General features: G+C 50.3%; 18 protein-coding genes, 1 tRNA gene and 1 pseudogene. 13 read left to right on the forward strand and 7 right to left on the reverse strand.

All coding sequences use genetic code 11. The features are described from left to right. Nucleotide 1: 1 nt before the first annotated feature. Nucleotides 2–619: a hypothetical protein gene (locus HRU10_00105; GenBank protein ID NRA25637.1), complete on the reverse strand. Its 618-nt coding sequence runs from the start codon at nucleotides 617–619 to the stop codon at nucleotides 2–4. Then, nucleotides 588–1,655, reverse strand: a complete 1,068-nt coding sequence (locus tag HRU10_00110; protein NRA25638.1) for a hypothetical protein — start codon at nucleotides 1,653–1,655, stop codon at nucleotides 588–590. Before HRU10_00110 ends, HRU10_00105 begins: the two co-directional genes overlap by 32 nt. Nucleotides 1,656–1,889: 234 nt before the next feature. Here HRU10_00110 and HRU10_00115 point away from each other — a divergent pair, with 234 nt between their 5' ends. The 13 genes and pseudogenes from HRU10_00115 to HRU10_00175 all read left to right on the forward strand — a co-directional run bounded on the left by HRU10_00115 (nucleotide 1,890) and on the right by HRU10_00175 (nucleotide 13,567). Then, on the forward strand, nucleotides 1,890–2,666 hold the full coding sequence (locus HRU10_00115; GenBank protein ID NRA25639.1) for a DeoR/GlpR transcriptional regulator: 777 nt from the start codon (nucleotides 1,890–1,892) through the stop codon (nucleotides 2,664–2,666). Nucleotides 2,667–2,689: 23 nt separating this feature from the next. Beyond that, nucleotides 2,690–2,950 (forward strand): annotated as a pseudogene (locus HRU10_00120) (bifunctional rhamnulose-1-phosphate aldolase/short-chain dehydrogenase). A gap of 281 nt (nucleotides 2,951–3,231) precedes the next feature. Continuing rightward, the gene (locus HRU10_00125) at nucleotides 3,232–4,146 is read left to right on the forward strand and encodes a COX15/CtaA family protein (GenBank protein NRA25640.1); all 915 of its coding nucleotides are present in this window, start codon (nucleotides 3,232–3,234) and stop codon (nucleotides 4,144–4,146) included. Nucleotides 4,147–4,151: 5 nt separating this feature from the next. Next, the gene (gene cyoE / locus HRU10_00130) at nucleotides 4,152–5,072 is read left to right on the forward strand and encodes a protoheme IX farnesyltransferase (GenBank protein ID NRA25641.1); all 921 of its coding nucleotides are present in this window, start codon (nucleotides 4,152–4,154) and stop codon (nucleotides 5,070–5,072) included. Between the two features lie 5 nt (nucleotides 5,073–5,077). Then, the gene (locus HRU10_00135; GenBank protein NRA25642.1) at nucleotides 5,078–5,533 is read left to right on the forward strand and encodes a DUF420 domain-containing protein; all 456 of its coding nucleotides are present in this window, start codon (nucleotides 5,078–5,080) and stop codon (nucleotides 5,531–5,533) included. Between the two features lie 148 nt (nucleotides 5,534–5,681). Further along, entirely contained in the window at nucleotides 5,682–6,965 is a 1,284-nt protein-coding gene (gene coxB, locus HRU10_00140) for a cytochrome c oxidase subunit II (GenBank protein ID NRA25643.1), read from the forward strand. A 24-nt stretch (nucleotides 6,966–6,989) separates the two neighbouring features. Beyond that, nucleotides 6,990–9,017 carry a cytochrome c oxidase subunit I gene (gene ctaD, locus HRU10_00145; protein NRA25644.1) on the forward strand — a complete coding sequence of 676 codons (2,028 nt, stop codon included), beginning with the start codon at nucleotides 6,990–6,992 and terminating at the stop codon, nucleotides 9,015–9,017. Between the two features lie 19 nt (nucleotides 9,018–9,036). Further along, on the forward strand, nucleotides 9,037–9,690 hold the full coding sequence (locus HRU10_00150; protein ID NRA25645.1) for a cytochrome c oxidase subunit 3: 654 nt from the start codon (nucleotides 9,037–9,039) through the stop codon (nucleotides 9,688–9,690). A gap of 3 nt (nucleotides 9,691–9,693) precedes the next feature. Further along, complete coding sequence (locus HRU10_00155; GenBank protein ID NRA25646.1) at nucleotides 9,694–10,110, forward strand: cytochrome C oxidase subunit IV family protein; 417 nt, start codon at nucleotides 9,694–9,696, stop codon at nucleotides 10,108–10,110. A gap of 69 nt (nucleotides 10,111–10,179) precedes the next feature. Next, nucleotides 10,180–10,953: a cytochrome c oxidase assembly protein gene (locus HRU10_00160; protein ID NRA25647.1), complete on the forward strand. Its 774-nt coding sequence runs from the start codon at nucleotides 10,180–10,182 to the stop codon at nucleotides 10,951–10,953. A 113-nt stretch (nucleotides 10,954–11,066) separates the two neighbouring features. Next, a complete protein-coding gene (locus tag HRU10_00165; GenBank protein NRA25648.1) occupies nucleotides 11,067–11,699 on the forward strand; it encodes a sigma-70 family RNA polymerase sigma factor in 633 nt (210 codons plus the stop codon). Between the two features lie 7 nt (nucleotides 11,700–11,706). After that, on the forward strand, nucleotides 11,707–12,294 hold the full coding sequence (locus HRU10_00170) for a hypothetical protein (protein NRA25649.1): 588 nt from the start codon (nucleotides 11,707–11,709) through the stop codon (nucleotides 12,292–12,294). A 31-nt stretch (nucleotides 12,295–12,325) separates the two neighbouring features. Beyond that, a complete protein-coding gene (locus tag HRU10_00175) occupies nucleotides 12,326–13,567 on the forward strand; it encodes a serine protease (protein NRA25650.1) in 1,242 nt (413 codons plus the stop codon). A 434-nt stretch (nucleotides 13,568–14,001) separates the two neighbouring features. Here HRU10_00175 and HRU10_00180 read toward each other — a convergent pair whose 3' ends face one another. From HRU10_00180 to HRU10_00200, 5 genes are all read right to left on the reverse strand, one after another. Next, the gene (locus HRU10_00180) at nucleotides 14,002–14,832 is read right to left on the reverse strand and encodes a hypothetical protein (GenBank protein ID NRA25651.1); all 831 of its coding nucleotides are present in this window, start codon (nucleotides 14,830–14,832) and stop codon (nucleotides 14,002–14,004) included. Beyond that, nucleotides 14,829–15,857, reverse strand: a complete 1,029-nt coding sequence (locus HRU10_00185; GenBank protein ID NRA25652.1) for a hypothetical protein — start codon at nucleotides 15,855–15,857, stop codon at nucleotides 14,829–14,831. Before HRU10_00185 ends, HRU10_00180 begins: the two co-directional genes overlap by 4 nt. 17 nt (nucleotides 15,858–15,874) lie before the next feature. After that, nucleotides 15,875–16,291, reverse strand: a complete 417-nt coding sequence (locus tag HRU10_00190; GenBank protein NRA25653.1) for a hypothetical protein — start codon at nucleotides 16,289–16,291, stop codon at nucleotides 15,875–15,877. Further along, nucleotides 16,275–17,027 carry a hypothetical protein gene (locus tag HRU10_00195; protein NRA25654.1) on the reverse strand — a complete coding sequence of 251 codons (753 nt, stop codon included), beginning with the start codon at nucleotides 17,025–17,027 and terminating at the stop codon, nucleotides 16,275–16,277. Before HRU10_00195 ends, HRU10_00190 begins: the two co-directional genes overlap by 17 nt. A 77-nt stretch (nucleotides 17,028–17,104) precedes the next feature. After that, nucleotides 17,105–17,179 (reverse strand) — tRNA-Arg (locus tag HRU10_00200). Between the last annotated feature and the right edge of the window lie 55 nt (nucleotides 17,180–17,234).

Consider the following 17,234-nt stretch of genomic DNA (forward strand, 5'->3'; position numbering starts at 1 on the left):
GTTACTTAAATTCTGGGGTAAGGGTGACCTCGATCGTAAAGCTGAATAGCCCCGTTACCGCGTCGCGTGATGAGGGCAGTTCTTCGACGGAGCCGTTGTGTTCTTGAAATTCTGTCATTTGAACGAGATCTTCTTTGAGTTGATCGATGACCAGGAGGGATGGTGCCGTGCCTTTGAGAGTAATGCTCTTCGAGGGTAATACCTTCTTTTTCTCAGTGATGTTAAAGGATTCAGCACTCATCGAACTAAGGATGATTTCTTCGGGAATGAGTTTTACGACATCGGCTACGAATTCGGTATATACGATCGGTGCTGCGTAGAATCGTTCGATGTCTTGAAGTCTTGGAAGGAACGCCAACAGTTTCTTAGACTCCGCGAGGTGCGCCTTATCGGCCGTATTTCGGCTTTTTATTTGTTCTTGTGTGTCGTCCAGACGTCCTCGAGTCGACGCAGCGCCAATCTCGCGCTGAACCACTCCAAAAATTAAGAATACTGCCAAGGCCCAAGCTATGCCGTTCACCAGGAAGTCAGTCCGGATGGGTTTGATATCCGGTAGCTCTTCCTGAAGTCGGAAATCGGGATGCCAGTTAGGATGACTCTTCTGTTTCTTTTTCGTCATCGGGTTTCTTGTCGGGCTGAGATGTGTGCGGGCAGATGAGGGAGAATAGGCCAAACCAATCCTCATTCATGAGAGGCGTGTCGATTGAACTATCAAAACTAATGCCGTGTGTTTCCAACCATCTTTCGAAATTTGGATTCAACACTTCGACGCCCAAGGCTTCTGCCAGGACCGGGATGATCCAGCGTAGACTGTCGGGAAGCATAGGCAGGTAGATTTGAGAAATAGTCTGACCCGTCTGCACTTCGTAAAAACCAGTCGAAGCCTGGAGTTCTCGGATCAACTTTTTCAGGAGTTTTGGTCCGACTTCGGTGAAGTCAAAAGTGTTGGAGAAGAATAGCTTTCGAGCAGATTCGTCGTCTTTGAGCCCAAGCTCTTGTTTGACCACCGGTATCATGCTATGGACGCCATAAGGGATTGGACGGGTAACATCGACTTCACCTTGGCGTATTACGAACACTTGGCTATTATCAGATGTGATGTCGAGAATGAGGATAGCACCAGGTATTTCCATCTGGCGCGAGTAGTCGACAATGCCTCCCAAGACTGCGACAGAGGAGATTTCCAGCGACTCTGGATAAAAGCCATTCTCCAGGATTTTGTTTTGTTGTTCCCGCAGCTCCTCGGTTTCCAATCCAGAAAAAACTACCTTAGTCTCAGTTCCTTCATCGACATCGAACTCTTCGCCATCGCCCTGATTTACGATGTTTACAGCCAGCTTTTCGGGTTCGAGACGGAATTCATCTCTGATGATATCAAGTAGGTAATTCGCATTTTTCTTCTTGGCTGCTTTATCGATTTCAAATTTCCGAACGAAGCGCGAGGAGGGCGAGAATGCGAAGCGGCTGGGGATATAGTTGCCGTTTTTGTGAGATTCGAGCTCTCCCTTCAAGGATTCAATTTCGCTCTCATCATCCCAACGCGCTTGGAATACCTTGTCTATTTTACAAGACGGCACGGCGCCGGAAGTCACCGCCGCATGCAGGCGGTTTTCAGAGAGACAGATGAAGACACCGTTGGTTTTCTTTTTTATCATCGGAAGAGGCCAGGTCCTCTGTGGGGTATAAGAAGAGAATAAGTTCCCAGGATAAGCGACCATGCAGATTCATCGTTAACACTTGAGGGGCATTTTAAGTTGGAGAATTAGGGAATGGGCGCTGGTTTTATCGTCTTAAGGATTGTCGTTTTCCCACAAAGTAAATGGCAAAAAGTTTGCATTAAATAAATTAGATGATCGAAAACAGTCATATGAGCAAAGAAGTTAATTACTATGAGGGTTGCCCAGCATGTAATTGATCAACGTCGCAGCGAAATTTCCAAGTGGTTGAGCGATGCGCATTTCGGCTCTCTGTCGGACCTCTGCAAACAGTTTGGTATCTCCGAAGCAACAGCTCGTAGAGACCTGCAATTACTGCAAAATTCGGGTGAGATACGCCGGACTCATGGTGGGGCACTCGGCGAGTATGATCGCAATGTCGTTTCTTTTCAGCAACGGATGCAGAGTCATTCAGAGTGCAAGGACCGCGTTGCTAAGCGGGCGGTGAGTCTCGTGGCTGATGGGATGACTCTCTACTTGGATATAGGAAATACACTCTTTCGCGCAGCTCGTTACATTTTAGAACGCTCTTTTGAGCAGATTACGATCATCACGAATAATCTGCCGGCAGCGCAGCAGTTGAGCGATCATCCGGGCATTCGTTTGATTCTTACCGGGGGTGAGTTTCTCAGCCGTCAGTCCACACTGCTAGGTGAATACACGGTGAACTTTGTGAAGCAGTTCCCGTTCGATTTGTCTCTGATGAGTGCCGAGGGGATGACGACCAATTCGGTTTGGAACTCCTCGAAGGAGATAGTCGATTTTCAGCAAGCAGTGATGCATGCCTCCCATCGCTCCGCATTGTGTATCGACAGTTCAAAACTGTCTGTGACGACGCTTTATGAGTCAGCGAAAGTGGAGATGTTCGCCCATATAGTGACGGATGCGAAAGCGGCAGATCTGAAGAAGAAGAATATTCTGATCGGTCAAGACCGGCTCATCGAGGCCTGAAATTTTTGAAATCCAAATGCACTATGAGTGATATATCTTATAAACACGTAAATTATTTGTGGGATGAGGTGGTGGCATCGAGCTTAGATCCAGTCGAGCTGCTCGTCTACCGTTCCAAACTGTTGGGTTCGGATCAGCGCATCACCAACATCGGGGGAGGCAATACAGCGTCCAAGTTGATGGAGACCGACCCTTTGACGGGTGACGCGGTTGAAGAGTTGTGGGTGAAAGGATCTGGCGGCGATTTGCGCACTTCGAAGAAGGAAAACTTTGCCTCACTTTATCTCCATCTTCCAACGCTAGTTATGAGCGCTGATGCGGCTGATCTCCAAAATTAGCCTTACTGATATCTGCCCTTATAGATATACTCTGTGCCTTGTCTCGCAGTTTATGGCCGACTATTTTCTTGTGTTTTTGACCTACAAAAATTTTTTCGTTCTCTATGTCAGCAACCAAGCGGACAGATTCCTACAAAATTGGCCTTTTTGTCTTTTCGTGCTTTTCGCTCGTTTGGGCTTGTTTCCTATTGTACGCTGGCGGCTTCACGACTTCGATCCAGGCAGGCATGGCTTTTCTGGATTGGCCGCTTTCTAATGGCTCGTTGAATCCAGAGCGTTGGATGTCACAGCCCGATCAAGCCGCGGAACACAGTCACCGCCTTTTAGGCATGAAGCTCGGCCTCTTGGCTATCATCTCAGTAGTGTGGCATGCAGTCCGCGAGGAGCGTAAGGCAGTGAGGGTGACGAGCTATGTGCTGCTGGCAGCCGTTGTTTCCCAGGGTGTTTTGGGAGGCCTCCGCGTTCTCTTGGACCAGCTTAATCATGATTTTGACTCGAACGTCATCGCTCAGAGCTTTGCGATAGCTCACGCTTGCGGGGCCCAGATTGTCTTTTGTATTCTGGCTGCACTCGCTGTGATGCACAGTCCCATGTGGTTTCGACGTGAGGCCGCTGCTGTGGATGGGATTGACCGAGTCCGTGCTCTGGGATGGGCCTCGACAACTGCTTTATTTCTGCAAATCCTTGTAGGAGCGATCATGCGGCACAACCATGCCGGCCTGGCCATCTCGACCTTTCCGATGGCGACCGAGACGTCGCTTTTGCCGGCAATTTGGAATTTTCACATCAGCATACATTTCGCTCACCGAGCGGGAGCTCTTATCGCAACAGCTATACTCGTTGCGTTTTTCGTACAGGTTTGGAAACGACCAGCTCTCCGAGCGGAGCTTAAAGGCAATGCGGTGCTGATGCTGTCGATTCTAGCGTTTCAGATTTACTTAGGAGCGCTCACAATCTGGACCGGACGTAACCCGCATGCCGCGACTGTGCATATGCTTGTGGGCGCATTTTTAATGGGGAGCACCTGGATCATGACCTTCCGCCTTTATCAATTTCAACAAGTGGCCGCCTATTGTGTGGGGCGCCCTGAACGCAGGCGAAGTCCTGTCGATGTTAAACAACCCGCTGAACAAGGCGTCTGATAGTTATGGCCTCCCCTCATACCCAGACGAATTCAATCCCAGTCGATACACTGAGTGCCGAGAAAGGCAAGGCTAAGGCGTTTTTCGAGCTTACGAAACCGCGTCTTAGCATGATGACGGTCATTACTGCAATCGTCGGATATATGCTCGCCGACCCACAGCGAAGTGGATTTGCGCTGCTTGGGTTGATTTTAGGTACTACTTTCTCCGCGGGAGGCGCGGCGGCCCTCAACCAGTGGTGGGAGCGCGCGAGTGATGCGCTTATGGCACGGACTCGAGGCCGCCCTATCCCAGCCGGCGTGATCTCGCCCGAGGCTGCGCTCATTTTTGGGATAACCATCAGCCTCTTAGGTGTAGGAGCATTGTGGTGGATAAACAACTGGCTTGCCGCACTTCTATCCGCCGCGACCATTGGACTTTACGTTTTCGTCTACACCCCGATGAAACGCTGGTCATCGTGGAACACTGCTGTGGGCGCGATCCCTGGTGCCATTCCGCCACTCATTGGGTGGGCTGCGGCTGAGGGGGCTATAGGGTTGATGGGATGGATTCTCTTTGGGATTATCCTCTTTTGGCAAATTCCCCACTTCATGGCGATTGCTTGGACTCATCGAAAGGATTACGCCGCGGCTGGATATCGTATGGTCACCACCGATGAGCCGTCAGGCCGTAGTGCAGCTGTCCAATCCTTTGTCTGCACCGTGCTTTTAGTAGGGGTTACGCTCACTCCGGTGTTTTTGGGATTTGCAAGTTGGTTTTATGGTGCGGCTGCTCTCTTAGGTGGAGCCCCGTTCATGGTATTTGCCACGCAGTTCTTGCGACATGAGCCGCGTGACATGGCTGCGAAAAAGCTCTTTTTCACCTCCATTTCCCATTTACCCCTAGTTTTGTCCGCACTGGTGCTGGATGTCTGGATCTTGGGCTAGTTGCCATGGACTGGTTGACGACACTTCCTGCCATCAACGCCTGCCTGAATGGGGTGTCGACGCTATTGCTGACAGCTGGCTTCGTGTTCATAAAGAAAGATCAGAAAAAGGCGCATCGTGCCTCGATGGTGAGCGCATTCCTCGTTTCTGCCGTATTTTTGGCGCTTTACTTGACCCACAAGAGCCTCAAAGCGAGCAGCGGCCAGGATGTGAACACGAGCTTTGCAGGAGAAGGTTTTTGGCGGCCCGTCTATTATACAATGCTGATTACACACGTCATCTTAGCGATGGCTATGGTGCCGATGATTTTTAGGACGTTCTTTTTGGCATTCAAAGAACGCTTTGAGAGCCACAAAAAGTGGGCCCGGATCACCTTTCCAATCTGGTATTATGTAAGCATCACGGGTGTCTTGGTCTATTTTTTCATTTATCAGTGGTTCCCTCACCCAGAGAGCCCCTAACGATCTATTTCACAACCTTATCTGAGCCCAGACTCTCATTAGTTTAACTGATTCATAGCGAAAGACTTAACTCTAAAGCGTAATAAAAATCTTAACTAGCATCGATCCATTGACAGTACGGGCCGTTAGCAGCGAACTTTATGCAGACATGAGCCTTCCATCCTCATCTTCATGGAAACCTATCTTCAAGCGCATTACGTTTAGCCTATTCGCGATTGCGGCCCTACTCGGGATGACCGGCTGCGATTTTAAAGGGCGCATGTCGACGTTTGACCCGAAAGGCCCCATCGCCGAAATGCAGCTGGAGATCTTTTATATCACCGTTTGGGTGACACTTTTTCTCTTTATCGCAGTCGGCGGGGCGCTTTTATATGCGGTCTGGAAATTCCGCGAAACCCCTGAGAATAAAAACGATCCAATTCCGCGAGTCGGTCACGGAAATCCGTTGATTGAAGTGGGGTTGATCGCCGCCTCGATCCTCATGCTCGTCATCATCGCCGTCCCCACGGTCCAAGTAATCTGGGAGCAGCATGAGCTTCCGGTAGATAGTGAGCGTTACCGCGAACGCTATGGCGATTACGAGCAGAACCTCCTTGGAAATTGGTATGATGGGGACATCGCAGATGGTGAAGAGGATGAAGTGCTAGTTATCAAGGCCTATGGTTGGCAATGGTGGTGGTCATTTGAGTATCCACAGCTCGACGGTGTGGTGACTGCAAACGAGATGGTTATTCCTAGAGGCAAGGTCGTGAAAATCGAACTGCGCTCGAAAGACGTGATTCATTCCTTTTGGCTTCCCAAGATTGCTGGGAAAGTCGACTTGATGCCGGGGCGTGTGAACTGGATGTGGATTCAAGCGGACGAGCCAGGTTATTATTACGGACAGTGCGCCGAGTATTGTGGCGATTCGCACGCCTATATGTTGTTTCGTGCAGAGGTAGTGGAACCCGATGAGTTCGAAACCTGGATCGACCGCCAGCAGCGCACGATTGAAGCTCCCGAAGGCTACGATACGTGGGGAGCTTGGTTGGGAGCTACAAACCAGGATGAGTCCTTGGCTAATACACCCTTCCTCAAGGGAGCCAAAGCCTACTTCGCGAATAATTGTTCTTACTGCCACGCCATCAATGACATGTCTATGGGTAACATCGCTCCGGACCTCACCAACGTGAAGGATAGGAAGTCTCTGGCTGCTGGATGGATGGAAAACGTGACTGCAGACAACCAAGTTGACGTCCCCAAGCAGTATGAAAACTTGGTTGAATGGATCTTCCATTCTGACCAAGTAAAACCGGGTAATTTGATGTATTACCCTTCCCAGGGATTGATTAACTATATCAACCCACCTCTCGGCGATGATGGTCAGCCGATACGCACACCGATGACCCTCGAAGACGCGGAAAATATCGCGACCTTCCTTCAGGAAATCTAAAAGCCAGACAGAAAGTATTTTCAAATGAGCACTACGACCGTAGAAACCCCAGAAAAGACTGAGCTCGTTTTTGAGCCATCGACGGCTCAAGAGAGTAACCTCGGACTGCGCCGTCCGGACTTCACCAAAGGCTTGGTAGATTGGATGACCACCGTAGACCACAAGAAGATCGGTATCCTCTACCTGTTTGCGGGAATATTCTTCTTTATAGTTGGTGGGATTGAGGCGCTTTTAATTCGCGTCCAGTTGGCCCAGCCAATGAATGATTTCATAACGGCTCAGCAATACAATCAGCTGTTTACGATGCATGGGACGACGATGATCTTTCTCGCAGTCATGCCGATGAGCGCGGGGTTTTTCAATTATCTCATCCCCCTTCAGATTGGCGCTCGGGACGTTGCTTTCCCTAGACTCAACGCTTTTAGCCTCTGGTGTTTTATCGGAGGCGCTATCGTATTGAACATCTCCTTTCTCTTCCAGTTCTTGCAGTATGCTGGTGTGGATTGGTTCAATATCACTGTAAATCGCGAAGGATATGGTGATTACACCCTGACTGATATTGTTCCTGGCATGGGTTGGTTTGCCTATGCTCCATTAAGTAATGATGGCTACTCGGGAATCGGTTCAGACTTTTGGATTTTTGGTCTTCAAGTGCTGGGAATCGCCTCGCTAGCCGCTTCGTTTAATTTCATCACGACGATCCTGAACATGCGTGCTCCCGGGATGAAGATGATGCGCCTGCCGGCATTCACATGGATGACGCTCATCACCGCTTTCCTCATCATTTTTGCCTTCCCAGCGATCACGATTGCCTTGGCAGAGCTGATGTTTGACCGGACATTTGGCACCAATTTCTTCCGGGTGGAAGAGGGCGGACAGCCTATCCTTTGGCAACACCTCTTCTGGGTCTTTGGCCATCCAGAAGTATACATCTTGGTGCTACCCGCTATGGGAATCGTTTCTGAGATCTTACCTACATTTTCTCGCCGTCCCCTATTCGGTTACCCCATCATCGTCTTTTCAGGCGCAGTCATTGGTTTCCTCGGCTTTGCGGTATGGTCTCACCACATGTTTACAACCGGACTGGGCAAAATAGCGACCGCAGCATTTTCTCTTCTGACCATGGCTATTGCGGTCCCGACTGGCGTGAAAATCTTTAATTGGATCGGGACTCTCTGGCAGGGGCGCATCCGCTTTACTGCCCCCATGGTTTTTGCCCTCGGCTTCATCTGGATGTTTATGATGGGTGGATTTTCCGGGATCATGCACTCGGCGGCGCCTGCCGATGCTCAGCAACAAGACAGTTATTTTGTGATCGCGCACTTCCACTACGTTTTGATCGGTGGAGTAGTCCTTGCGCTCTTGGGAGGCATCTATTTTTGGCTGCCCAAGATGTTTGGTAAGATGTGGACCGGCAATCTCGGCTATTGGTCTGCTCTGCTGGTGAACATTGGCCTAAATGTCACCTTTTTCCCGATGCATTTTCTCGGATTGCTTGGCATGCCACGCCGGACTCATACCTATCTTGAAGGTAATGATTGGGGCTCGTTAAACTTGATCTGTTCCATCGGCGCGTTCGTGTTGGCTTTCGGAGTATTAATCTTCCTCATCGATATTTTCCTTCTGGTTAAGAAGGGTAAACCCGCAGCGGATGATGCTTGGGGTGAAGGACGCACATTGGAGTGGTATACATCATCGCCTCCCGCTGTGCACAACTTTGACGCTACTCCAGAAGTTCAGGCACGCGATGCTCTTTGGGCTCACAAACACGATGGTCCGAAATATCAGATCAAAGACATCCCAGAGCCGCATGGTGTGCATATGCCTTCCCAGTCCTGGTGGCCTTTCTTCGGGGCTTTGGGCCTGACCATCATGGCGACTTCTATGTCACTCCATGCCGCAGATCTCCTTCACAGTTTCGGCTGGCTCGCCATCTTTGGCTTGGGAATGACCGTTGTGTCCGTATTCCTTTGGGCGCTTGAAGGTCCCGGAGGTTTCCACATCCATTTCAAGAAGTCCGGAGCCTCTGAACAGAGCCAACTCCAGCACTAATTAAAATCTTTTGCTTGCTATGAGCCACGCTGCAACGCTTACCCTCGATGATGGTCACAACGACCACCATGATGGCCATCATGCGCCCACGAATACGGGCGTCGATAACAAGAAATTGGCCATGTGGCTGTTTCTAGGGTCGGACTGTATGTTCTTTGGAACACTGATCTCCACCCACCTGATCTACCGTAAGCTTTACCCAGACACCGGGGTGCAGCCGACTGATATTTTCAATATAGCCCTCACGTCTTTCTCGACGTTCATCCTGCTGATGAGCTCATTCCTGATGGCTTTGTGCGTATCAGCGATGCACAAGGGCGACTTGAAAAGTTTTCAGCGCAATGTAGTTGGTGTCGCGTTTTTCGGACTGATTTTTTTGACCTGCCAGGTGTTTGAGTTCAGTGAGTTTGTCTACGGAATCCCCGGGAAGTTTGAGGGCTTTACCCTGTCCTCGGGAACTTTTGGATCTACCTTTTTCGTGATGACCGGCACGCATGGCGTGCACGTAGCGATCGGTATTCTCTGGTTGCTGGCTCTGTTTTTTTACTCGTTCTCGGGGCGTATGACCCACGCAAGCGCGATGGATGTCGAGGTTTCTGGGCTTTACTGGCACTTCGTCGATATCGTCTGGATCGTTATCTTCACCGCCGTTTATCTCATCGAATTTATATAGACCATGGCTACCACAGCAAGCGAACTGACTTTGGCCCCAATGGACGTTCTCAAAAGTGAGAACGATAAGTATCACACGTTCATTAATCTGGGGATGATCCTGGCGGTCCTGACCGGGATCGAAATTGTCGTGATTTTCTTTCCGTGGAACGAGGCCCTTATCCTGTGGGGCCTGATTATTCTATCGGTAATCAAGTTTATCGCGGTGATCGCCTGGTTCATGCACCTGATTTATGACAAAGCGGTATTGACGGTCTTGTTTATGTCGGGGTTTGTCATTGCGACAGGGACTGTAATCGCACTGGTGGCTTTATTTAGCTACACGGGGGATGAATACGATATCGAGGCCATGAATGAAAGTGTCTTTGAAGTGCCGGTGGCCCCTCCTCTACCTGAGGGAGCGAAGGCGGGGCATCATTGATCGCTCCGAACTCCATTTATTTTAAGGCTCTGATGGAAAATCAGAGCCTTTTTTATTTCACTGATTCCTGTGCAGCTTCACTGGCATACTGAACCTTTCTTAATCATATCCATCCTAGGGGTAGCCTGGCTCTACACCTTGCTGATGGGACCCTTGCGCAGTCGTTTTTCGGGTGCGCCTGAGCGTATGCCATGGACGGCCTACAATTGTTTCCAAACCGGCCTGGCGCTGGCCTATATTTCTGTCGCCTCGCCCCTGGATCAGATCGGGGAACAGTTTCTGTTTTCGGCGCACATGGTGCAACACATGATTTTGGTCTATGTTTGCCCTCCATTAATGATTTATGGCCTACCGTGGTGGCTGGTAGACCCACTGTTTCGGGTTAAAGGCCTAGGGTTAGTCTTCAGGAAGCTTTTTCATCCCCTCGTTGGAGGTATGACCTTTAGTACGGTTTATACGGTCTGGCACATCCCGCTTCTCTATGAGATGGCTCTACAGGATAAAACCATACACATCATCGAGCATCTCACGATGTTTGGGACAGGATGGATGATGCTGTGGATGGTCTTTTCCCAGTCCAAAGAGATCCCTATCAGCAATCCAGGGGTGCGTATGATCGGAGTGTTCCTGCTTATGGTCGCTCAACTGCCAGTGTTTGCCTTTCTTACTCTTTCGGATGCGGTTCTGTATCCTACTTACGATTGGGCTCCACGGATCATTCCAGGGTTTGAAGCATTGCCAGACCAGATTCTCGGCGGCGTCATTATGAAGATCAGCAACATGGTCTTTTCGCTCTCAGTATTTGCCTACGCCTTCTTTACCTGGGCAAAACACGAGAGTTAATATTTGAAGCCTCGGGAACCGTGCTATTTGCTCTATGTCTTTTAACCTATTATGCCACCCAGATTTTGCCTTTGCACGTTGGCCTAAAGCATGCACTGTAACGCGATTGATTTATGGCTAGCGTATTGCCCAGCAAATTGACAACAGCCCGGACCGTGGTGGCCAAGGAGACCAATGCGGATCGCGAGGCTGCATTGGTGCGCCGTGTCCAAGAGGGTGATGTCCGGGCTTTCGATTCGCTGGTGCTAAATAATCGCGAGCGCTTATTCTCTATCGTTTACAATCTGACTTCCAATCGGGAGGATGCGGCAGATCTGACCCAGGAAGCGTTTATAAAGGCCTTTCGCTCTATCCACAATTTCAAGGGTAAATCTTCGTTTTACACGTGGCTTTATCGCATTGCCGTCAACACGGCTTACAGCTACCTCAAAAAGCACCGCTGGAAGCGTTTCTTCTCTCTTGAGAATATCAATGAAGAAGGGGCGGCGGCTGATATCATCGAGAAACTCACTGCTGCCAACAAAACCGAAAAGCCTGCCATGATGGCGGAGCTGCAGGAAAAATTGAACGAAGCGCTTCAATCTCTGTCTTTGAAACATCGCACTGTGATCACGCTTTTTGAAGTCGAGGGCCTGAGCCACCAGGAGATAGCCGAAATCGTCGGCTGCTCTGAGGGGACTGTCCGGTCACGTCTCCATTATGCCAAACAAGAACTTCAAGGGATTCTGAAAGATTATCTCGGATAAAGCGACTATGCCAGAACGCACTTCAGCTGAGACCAGCCAAGACCTGACATTGGAAGAGTTGCTCCGACTCAAAAAGCACGAGCAACCTGATCCTTCTTTTTGGGAGTCATTCGAGACCGAATTAAAAGCGCGGATGGTGCGGGAACTGGTTAAGAAACCCTGCCCCAGAGAGCGCCTATCAGCAGCTATTTCATTTTTCCTCACACGCTTATTGCCTGCATCGGGGGCTGTCGCTGCCCTGTTGCTTGCCCTGTTTCTTCAGTCGGGTTCAGGCTGGACCTCTGCCCTCTTGCTCGAATCTGCTTCGCCGACATTGGACGGGATACAGGCTGTTTCTCAAAATGAGCCTGGCGCGACTGAGTCTTCTTTTGCAAACCAAGGATCATCTATGGACACGGCAGCTCTCCTCGCTGCATCCGATTTCGCGGTCGATATAATTTCTAGCCCTCAGGCTGATCGAGAGGCTAGCTACAAAACCGATTTTCTCCCCGATGTTCTTGCTTCCCAAAATACGGAACGTGCTTCGTATACGGAGGATGTGATATCAGTTAATTTGGCTTCGATATCGCCCGCATCCTTCATTTTGGGAATGTAGCTTTAGAGACAAGCCCTCCCCCTGTGTTGTTGTGCAATTTTGTCGAATAAATGTCTGCGTAACACTCTTTCTCGTCTCCCTGACATTTGCATCCAAGCTTGCCGCAGAGACGGAGTTCCTAGCCCTGCAGAAGCGGGTCACAGATATCTACGAAAGGTATTCCGATGCTGTTGTGCGGGTAAAAGCCTACAGCAAGGTAGCTGATGCTGATGCAGGCGCCGAAGGCGTGAGGATTTCCGTCAAAATCGGCTCGGGCTTTTTTATCAGCAACGAGGGGCTCATCCTCGTAAATGCAAGCCGCGTCGCCGATGCTGAACGCGTAGTAATTGAACATCGAGGAACGGATTATCTGGCAAATATTGTAGGGATGGATGAACAGATAAACGTGGCTCTCCTCAAAGCTGAGTTTCTCCCGGATGAGTTTGAATTTATTCGTATGAACGACGCCACACAGCTCCCGTCCACAGGGACTCTGGCGGTGAGTATTTCCTGCCCCTTTACGTTCTCGCCTGCGCCCCGTCTGACCATGGTTGTCGGTCAGGATACAAAATTTCTCCAGAGACTTTTTCCTACGACATATTTACGCGTGGACCATCAATTGAGCAAAGGAGAAGGCGGTGGCCCGATCATCGACCTGCAAGGGCGTTTAATCGGGATGCTGATTGTCTCGATACAGGAGACGGTCGCCTCTTACGCACTCCCGGCACGCGCCATAAACAAAGTAAAGGATGACCTCTTGCTTGAGGGACGGGTCGTCTATGCCAGCGTGGGAGTCGAAGTCGAACAACACTCGCTGCGCGGCGGCGAATCAAGGGTCATTGTCAAAGCGGTAAATCCAGAGTCGCCCGCCGATCTTGCGGGGATTATCCCCGGAGATATCGTGCAGCGTGTCGGCGATTACTCTATAAATGATATCAGCGATTTCCCGAATGCCATGTTCTTCATCCGCGTCGGCGAGTTCGTCACCTTTGAGTTGGATCGTGACGGGACTGCGATGGAGATGAATATGCAGACTGTGGTACGTCCCAGTGATGAGCCGTTCATCGAGATCAAACCACTGACGCGACAAGAGGCAGAGTTGCTTGTCGAAGATGCATCAGGATCTGAAACTTCCGAAAAACCTGAGCAGCCTCAGGATGAACCTGGTATGCCAGAGCCAAAGCCGGAAGTAAAAGGTGATGAAGCGACTTCCACCACCACAATAGAAGAGATACCTGACGCGTTTTCAGTGGATAAGGACAAGCCAGGCCCCGTATTGGCGATCGAAGAATGAGTGTTGTTGCTTCCTGTTGAAAAAACCAATCCTCCAGACAATCAACAAGTTTTGTGAGTGTGATACATGAGAACTGAGGGTTTTCCAGACCGGCTCACGGAAAACAGGCTCAATACGCGAACAGAGCAGGCTTGAGGTTGATATTCGAAGGGATCATACGCCGGCACTTATACGACTGATGCCCTTTGTCAGGCTTAAGATCTGAATGGCCTGGTAAGGATTGAAAACGAGGAGATCCTGATCTCCAGAAATGATACACGTTTCTGACGCCGCGATGGCCTGTTCCAGAAACCTGTTGTCTTTTGGGTCCAAGCACACGGTGACAAAGTCTTTGATCCTAAACTATTCACCGACCTTGGGCGATCTATTGGATAATCCGAGTTCAATGCATCCGCATGATCGATTCAGCCAAAAACGCTCAAACGTTCCACTGCCTAGTAACTATGCACCGCATCGCCTTGACCCACGATGTCTCCAAAAGCGTCGAGGACATCATACTCTGCCGGAACCCAATGACGATGGTCCACCCATTCATAACCTCTTGTGTAAAATATGCGCAGGAACACGATCCCGTTTTCAGGAACGTCCACATAGTGGCCTTGTGACTCTTCTTTGTGGCCCACACCCTGCCTAATCCAGGCGCGATTGGGAGTATTTACACTGGGTTTGTAGAAACCATAGAGCCCTTTGCGGCTGCGGCTTTCAAATCGATATAATTCCTTCCCTTCGAAATTTGTGATAACATCCTCTGCACCATCTTGGTAGATAATAAGAGGATTATCGTAGCCGACTATCCTCTTATCCTGCGGGATTATTACCCGTCCAGATGCGCTCTCCTTGATTCCATAAACCCCAGAATTTCGACGTGCTATAGGTTCGACGTCAGGTGGCCGGGTGATGAGGCGCAGGGTGGATGCTGAGAAACCGAGCCTTTCCAAATAGTCTGTTCGCCGTGCTCGCTCGGCCTTAGCTTGAGACTCTTCGATAAACCATCCGTTCATTTCGAAATTGTAGCCTTGCACCTGGATATTCTCATCTTCGAGGCGCGCTTGAAGGCGTGTACTCAAGCGGTCTGTCGGTTGCACGCCATCGAACAGAGCCTCAACTGATGTGAAGTCTTCGGCGTATACTTCGGTCAGATAAGCCGTCTTTGCTGATTGAGACCAAGCCAAGGCGAATCCGAAATAGGTGCGCTCAGAAGCACCCAGAGTGGCTGTGAAAAGGATCGGCAACGCAGATAAAAGGAATAGTTGGACGCTGTTCATTCGCTGGATTCGTTCGCTTTCTTAGTTGCCTGCTCGATGCGTAACTTGATGTTGTGCAGAATGTTATCGGATATACCTTTGACTGTGAAAGGGTCCACCCGATCGAGCCATGATGCTTCCCAGATGGTGCTATCGTGGATATTGGGGATATTCAGATCTTTGAAAAACTGGTCGACCTCCGCGTTCTCAAACGTATCAGTGAGGGTGGTGAGCTTCTGGGTGCGGAATGGGAAAAACATTTTGCCTTCCCAGCGATCGACCGGCGTCGTTGCTACCTTCATATCATCTAACAGCTCATCGAGTTTTGATGGTGCCGGCGTGTAGACGTTGAAGATGACATCCATGTGTTGTCCACCTTTCACGATAGTGATGGGAAATTTCATGAAGCGGCGCATGTCATTACGACTCAGTTGTTCGCGAGTGGGTTGTTCCCAATAGACCTCTTCAATGACCAAAGGGCCGTATTCAGCTTTCAAATAAGGATAGCCGAAAAATGAGAACTGGGCTCGGCAGGTGATGCGCCCGGTTATGACAAGGCCACCCGTCGTAATGCTGAATTCGCGTGTATCACGAAAAGTTGGTATTAAGCTGCCTTGCTGGATCTCGCGAGTTTTGCCAATGATTCCCCCAAAGCGCTCTGTTACCGTATATTTGATTCTGTCTTCTAAGTAGCTTTTGCGTCTAGCTCGTTGAGCCTCGGCTTGCGGCCGCGAATCATACCAGCCGACAATTTCAGCATGATTCCAAGCCGTTTTACGCATGTCTGGCTCGTGGATCAAGGTGTCGCCCCATGACTGTAGTAAGCTTGCTCGTGTGCCCGCGTCGGCGTCCAGGGTCGCCGTGGGCACTACGGGAAGTGTGAAGATTTCGGATACCACGGCTTGTTGGTCTCGGTCTGACCATGCTAAGGCGAAGCCATATTGAAGTGTGTAGTCGGCACCCGCCGTAATCGGTTGGGCGATGGCGAAAGGCATGCTCAGGGCGCACATAGCTAGAGAAAGGACTCGGGGAATAAATCGCTTCATTGGCTTGAATCAAAATATCAGTAGCCCTCGCCGCCGCTGATGGATCGGCCGTTTTCATCCAATACCCGATAGACAACGGGGCAATTTCGGTCGTCAAAAGCCTCGTTTCCGGAATCCAATAGAATCATACGCACAAGGCAGCCGCGCTCGGGCACATAGACATAGCGGCGTTGTGTGCGCCCCACATCAGTAAACACATATAGTTCATCCAGATCACTGCCCGGCGTGATGGCAAAGGCGAATTCAGATTCAGCGACGGGTTCGCCTAGACGGTTCCAGGCGACTAAGCGGTTGTTCTTCCCATCTTTACCAGTAATTACAGGACCTAAGAATTGCCAGATCGTATACTCGGGCTGTATCACAATTCTGCCCGTAGATTGATTGCGCACACCCTGTTTACCGGACTCTCCGAAAACCTCAAAATCCTGGTCCAAGGCTAAAGGTCTTGCGGCTTGTCTCAGCCTGCAGGCTCACCTTGAGCTGAGCGAATCTCGAATTCCCTGCAGATCGCGCCACACGCTCCTCCCAACTTTCATGGATCCATACTGCATAGTCATAGGCCTCCCTGTCGCGAATCATGTAGGGCATGACGCGGTTCACATCCTTCAACAGTGTGATCATTTGAAGGGTGTCCTCGCGAAATTGGCCGCCCGCCTCTTTGTAGCGCGGAAGCACTTCAGAGAGACAGTGATCGATCAGCACGCGTTCGTTTCCATACTCAGCTGCCCAGAACCACGTATCATTAGAAAGGGGAACGTTTTCCAAAAGCCATGTTTGCCAGGTCTCCGATGGAATCAAATGCGCTTCAGAGGTGGGGCCTCCCCACTCAATAATGCTTTCCAGCGCGGCCTTTTCGGTGCCCGCTGCGTCCCAAGAGTCAAAGGACCCACGTAGATCATCATAACGCGCTCGTGCTTTCTCCCAAGACGCTAAGTCCATGACTGCCGCGCGCTCATACTGGAGTGCTAAAAAATCGATCCATTTGGCAAAGGAGGGGTCTTTAGCCGTCATCTCCGCCGTATCCCGCTGCAACGCCGAGGCCACTGTCTTAGGACCGGCCAGCCTATTGCGCCACCGCTCGAGCCCAGCCTCAATACGAGCATCGGCTGGAAGCAACGCCTGCGCAAACGCATCCGAAATCCCCAAAATCGGCCATAAAACCAACCCCATACAGCAAACTAAAGCCTTCACAAAATAGCTCTAAGAGAAATCGAGCGCTCAAGAAAGAAACTTTTCACTTCCAAAACTGGCACTCCCGCCGGGATTCGAACCCAGATTTTCGGCTCCGGAAACCGACGCTCTATCCATTGAACTACGGGAGCAATGTAGTGGAGGGGTGGATGAAAGGGGGATGGGTGCGTTGAGACAAGTCTCAAG

Source organism: Opitutales bacterium (genome assembly GCA_013215165.1).
In the GTDB taxonomy this organism is placed as follows: domain Bacteria; phylum Verrucomicrobiota; class Verrucomicrobiia; order Opitutales; family JABSRG01; genus JABSRG01.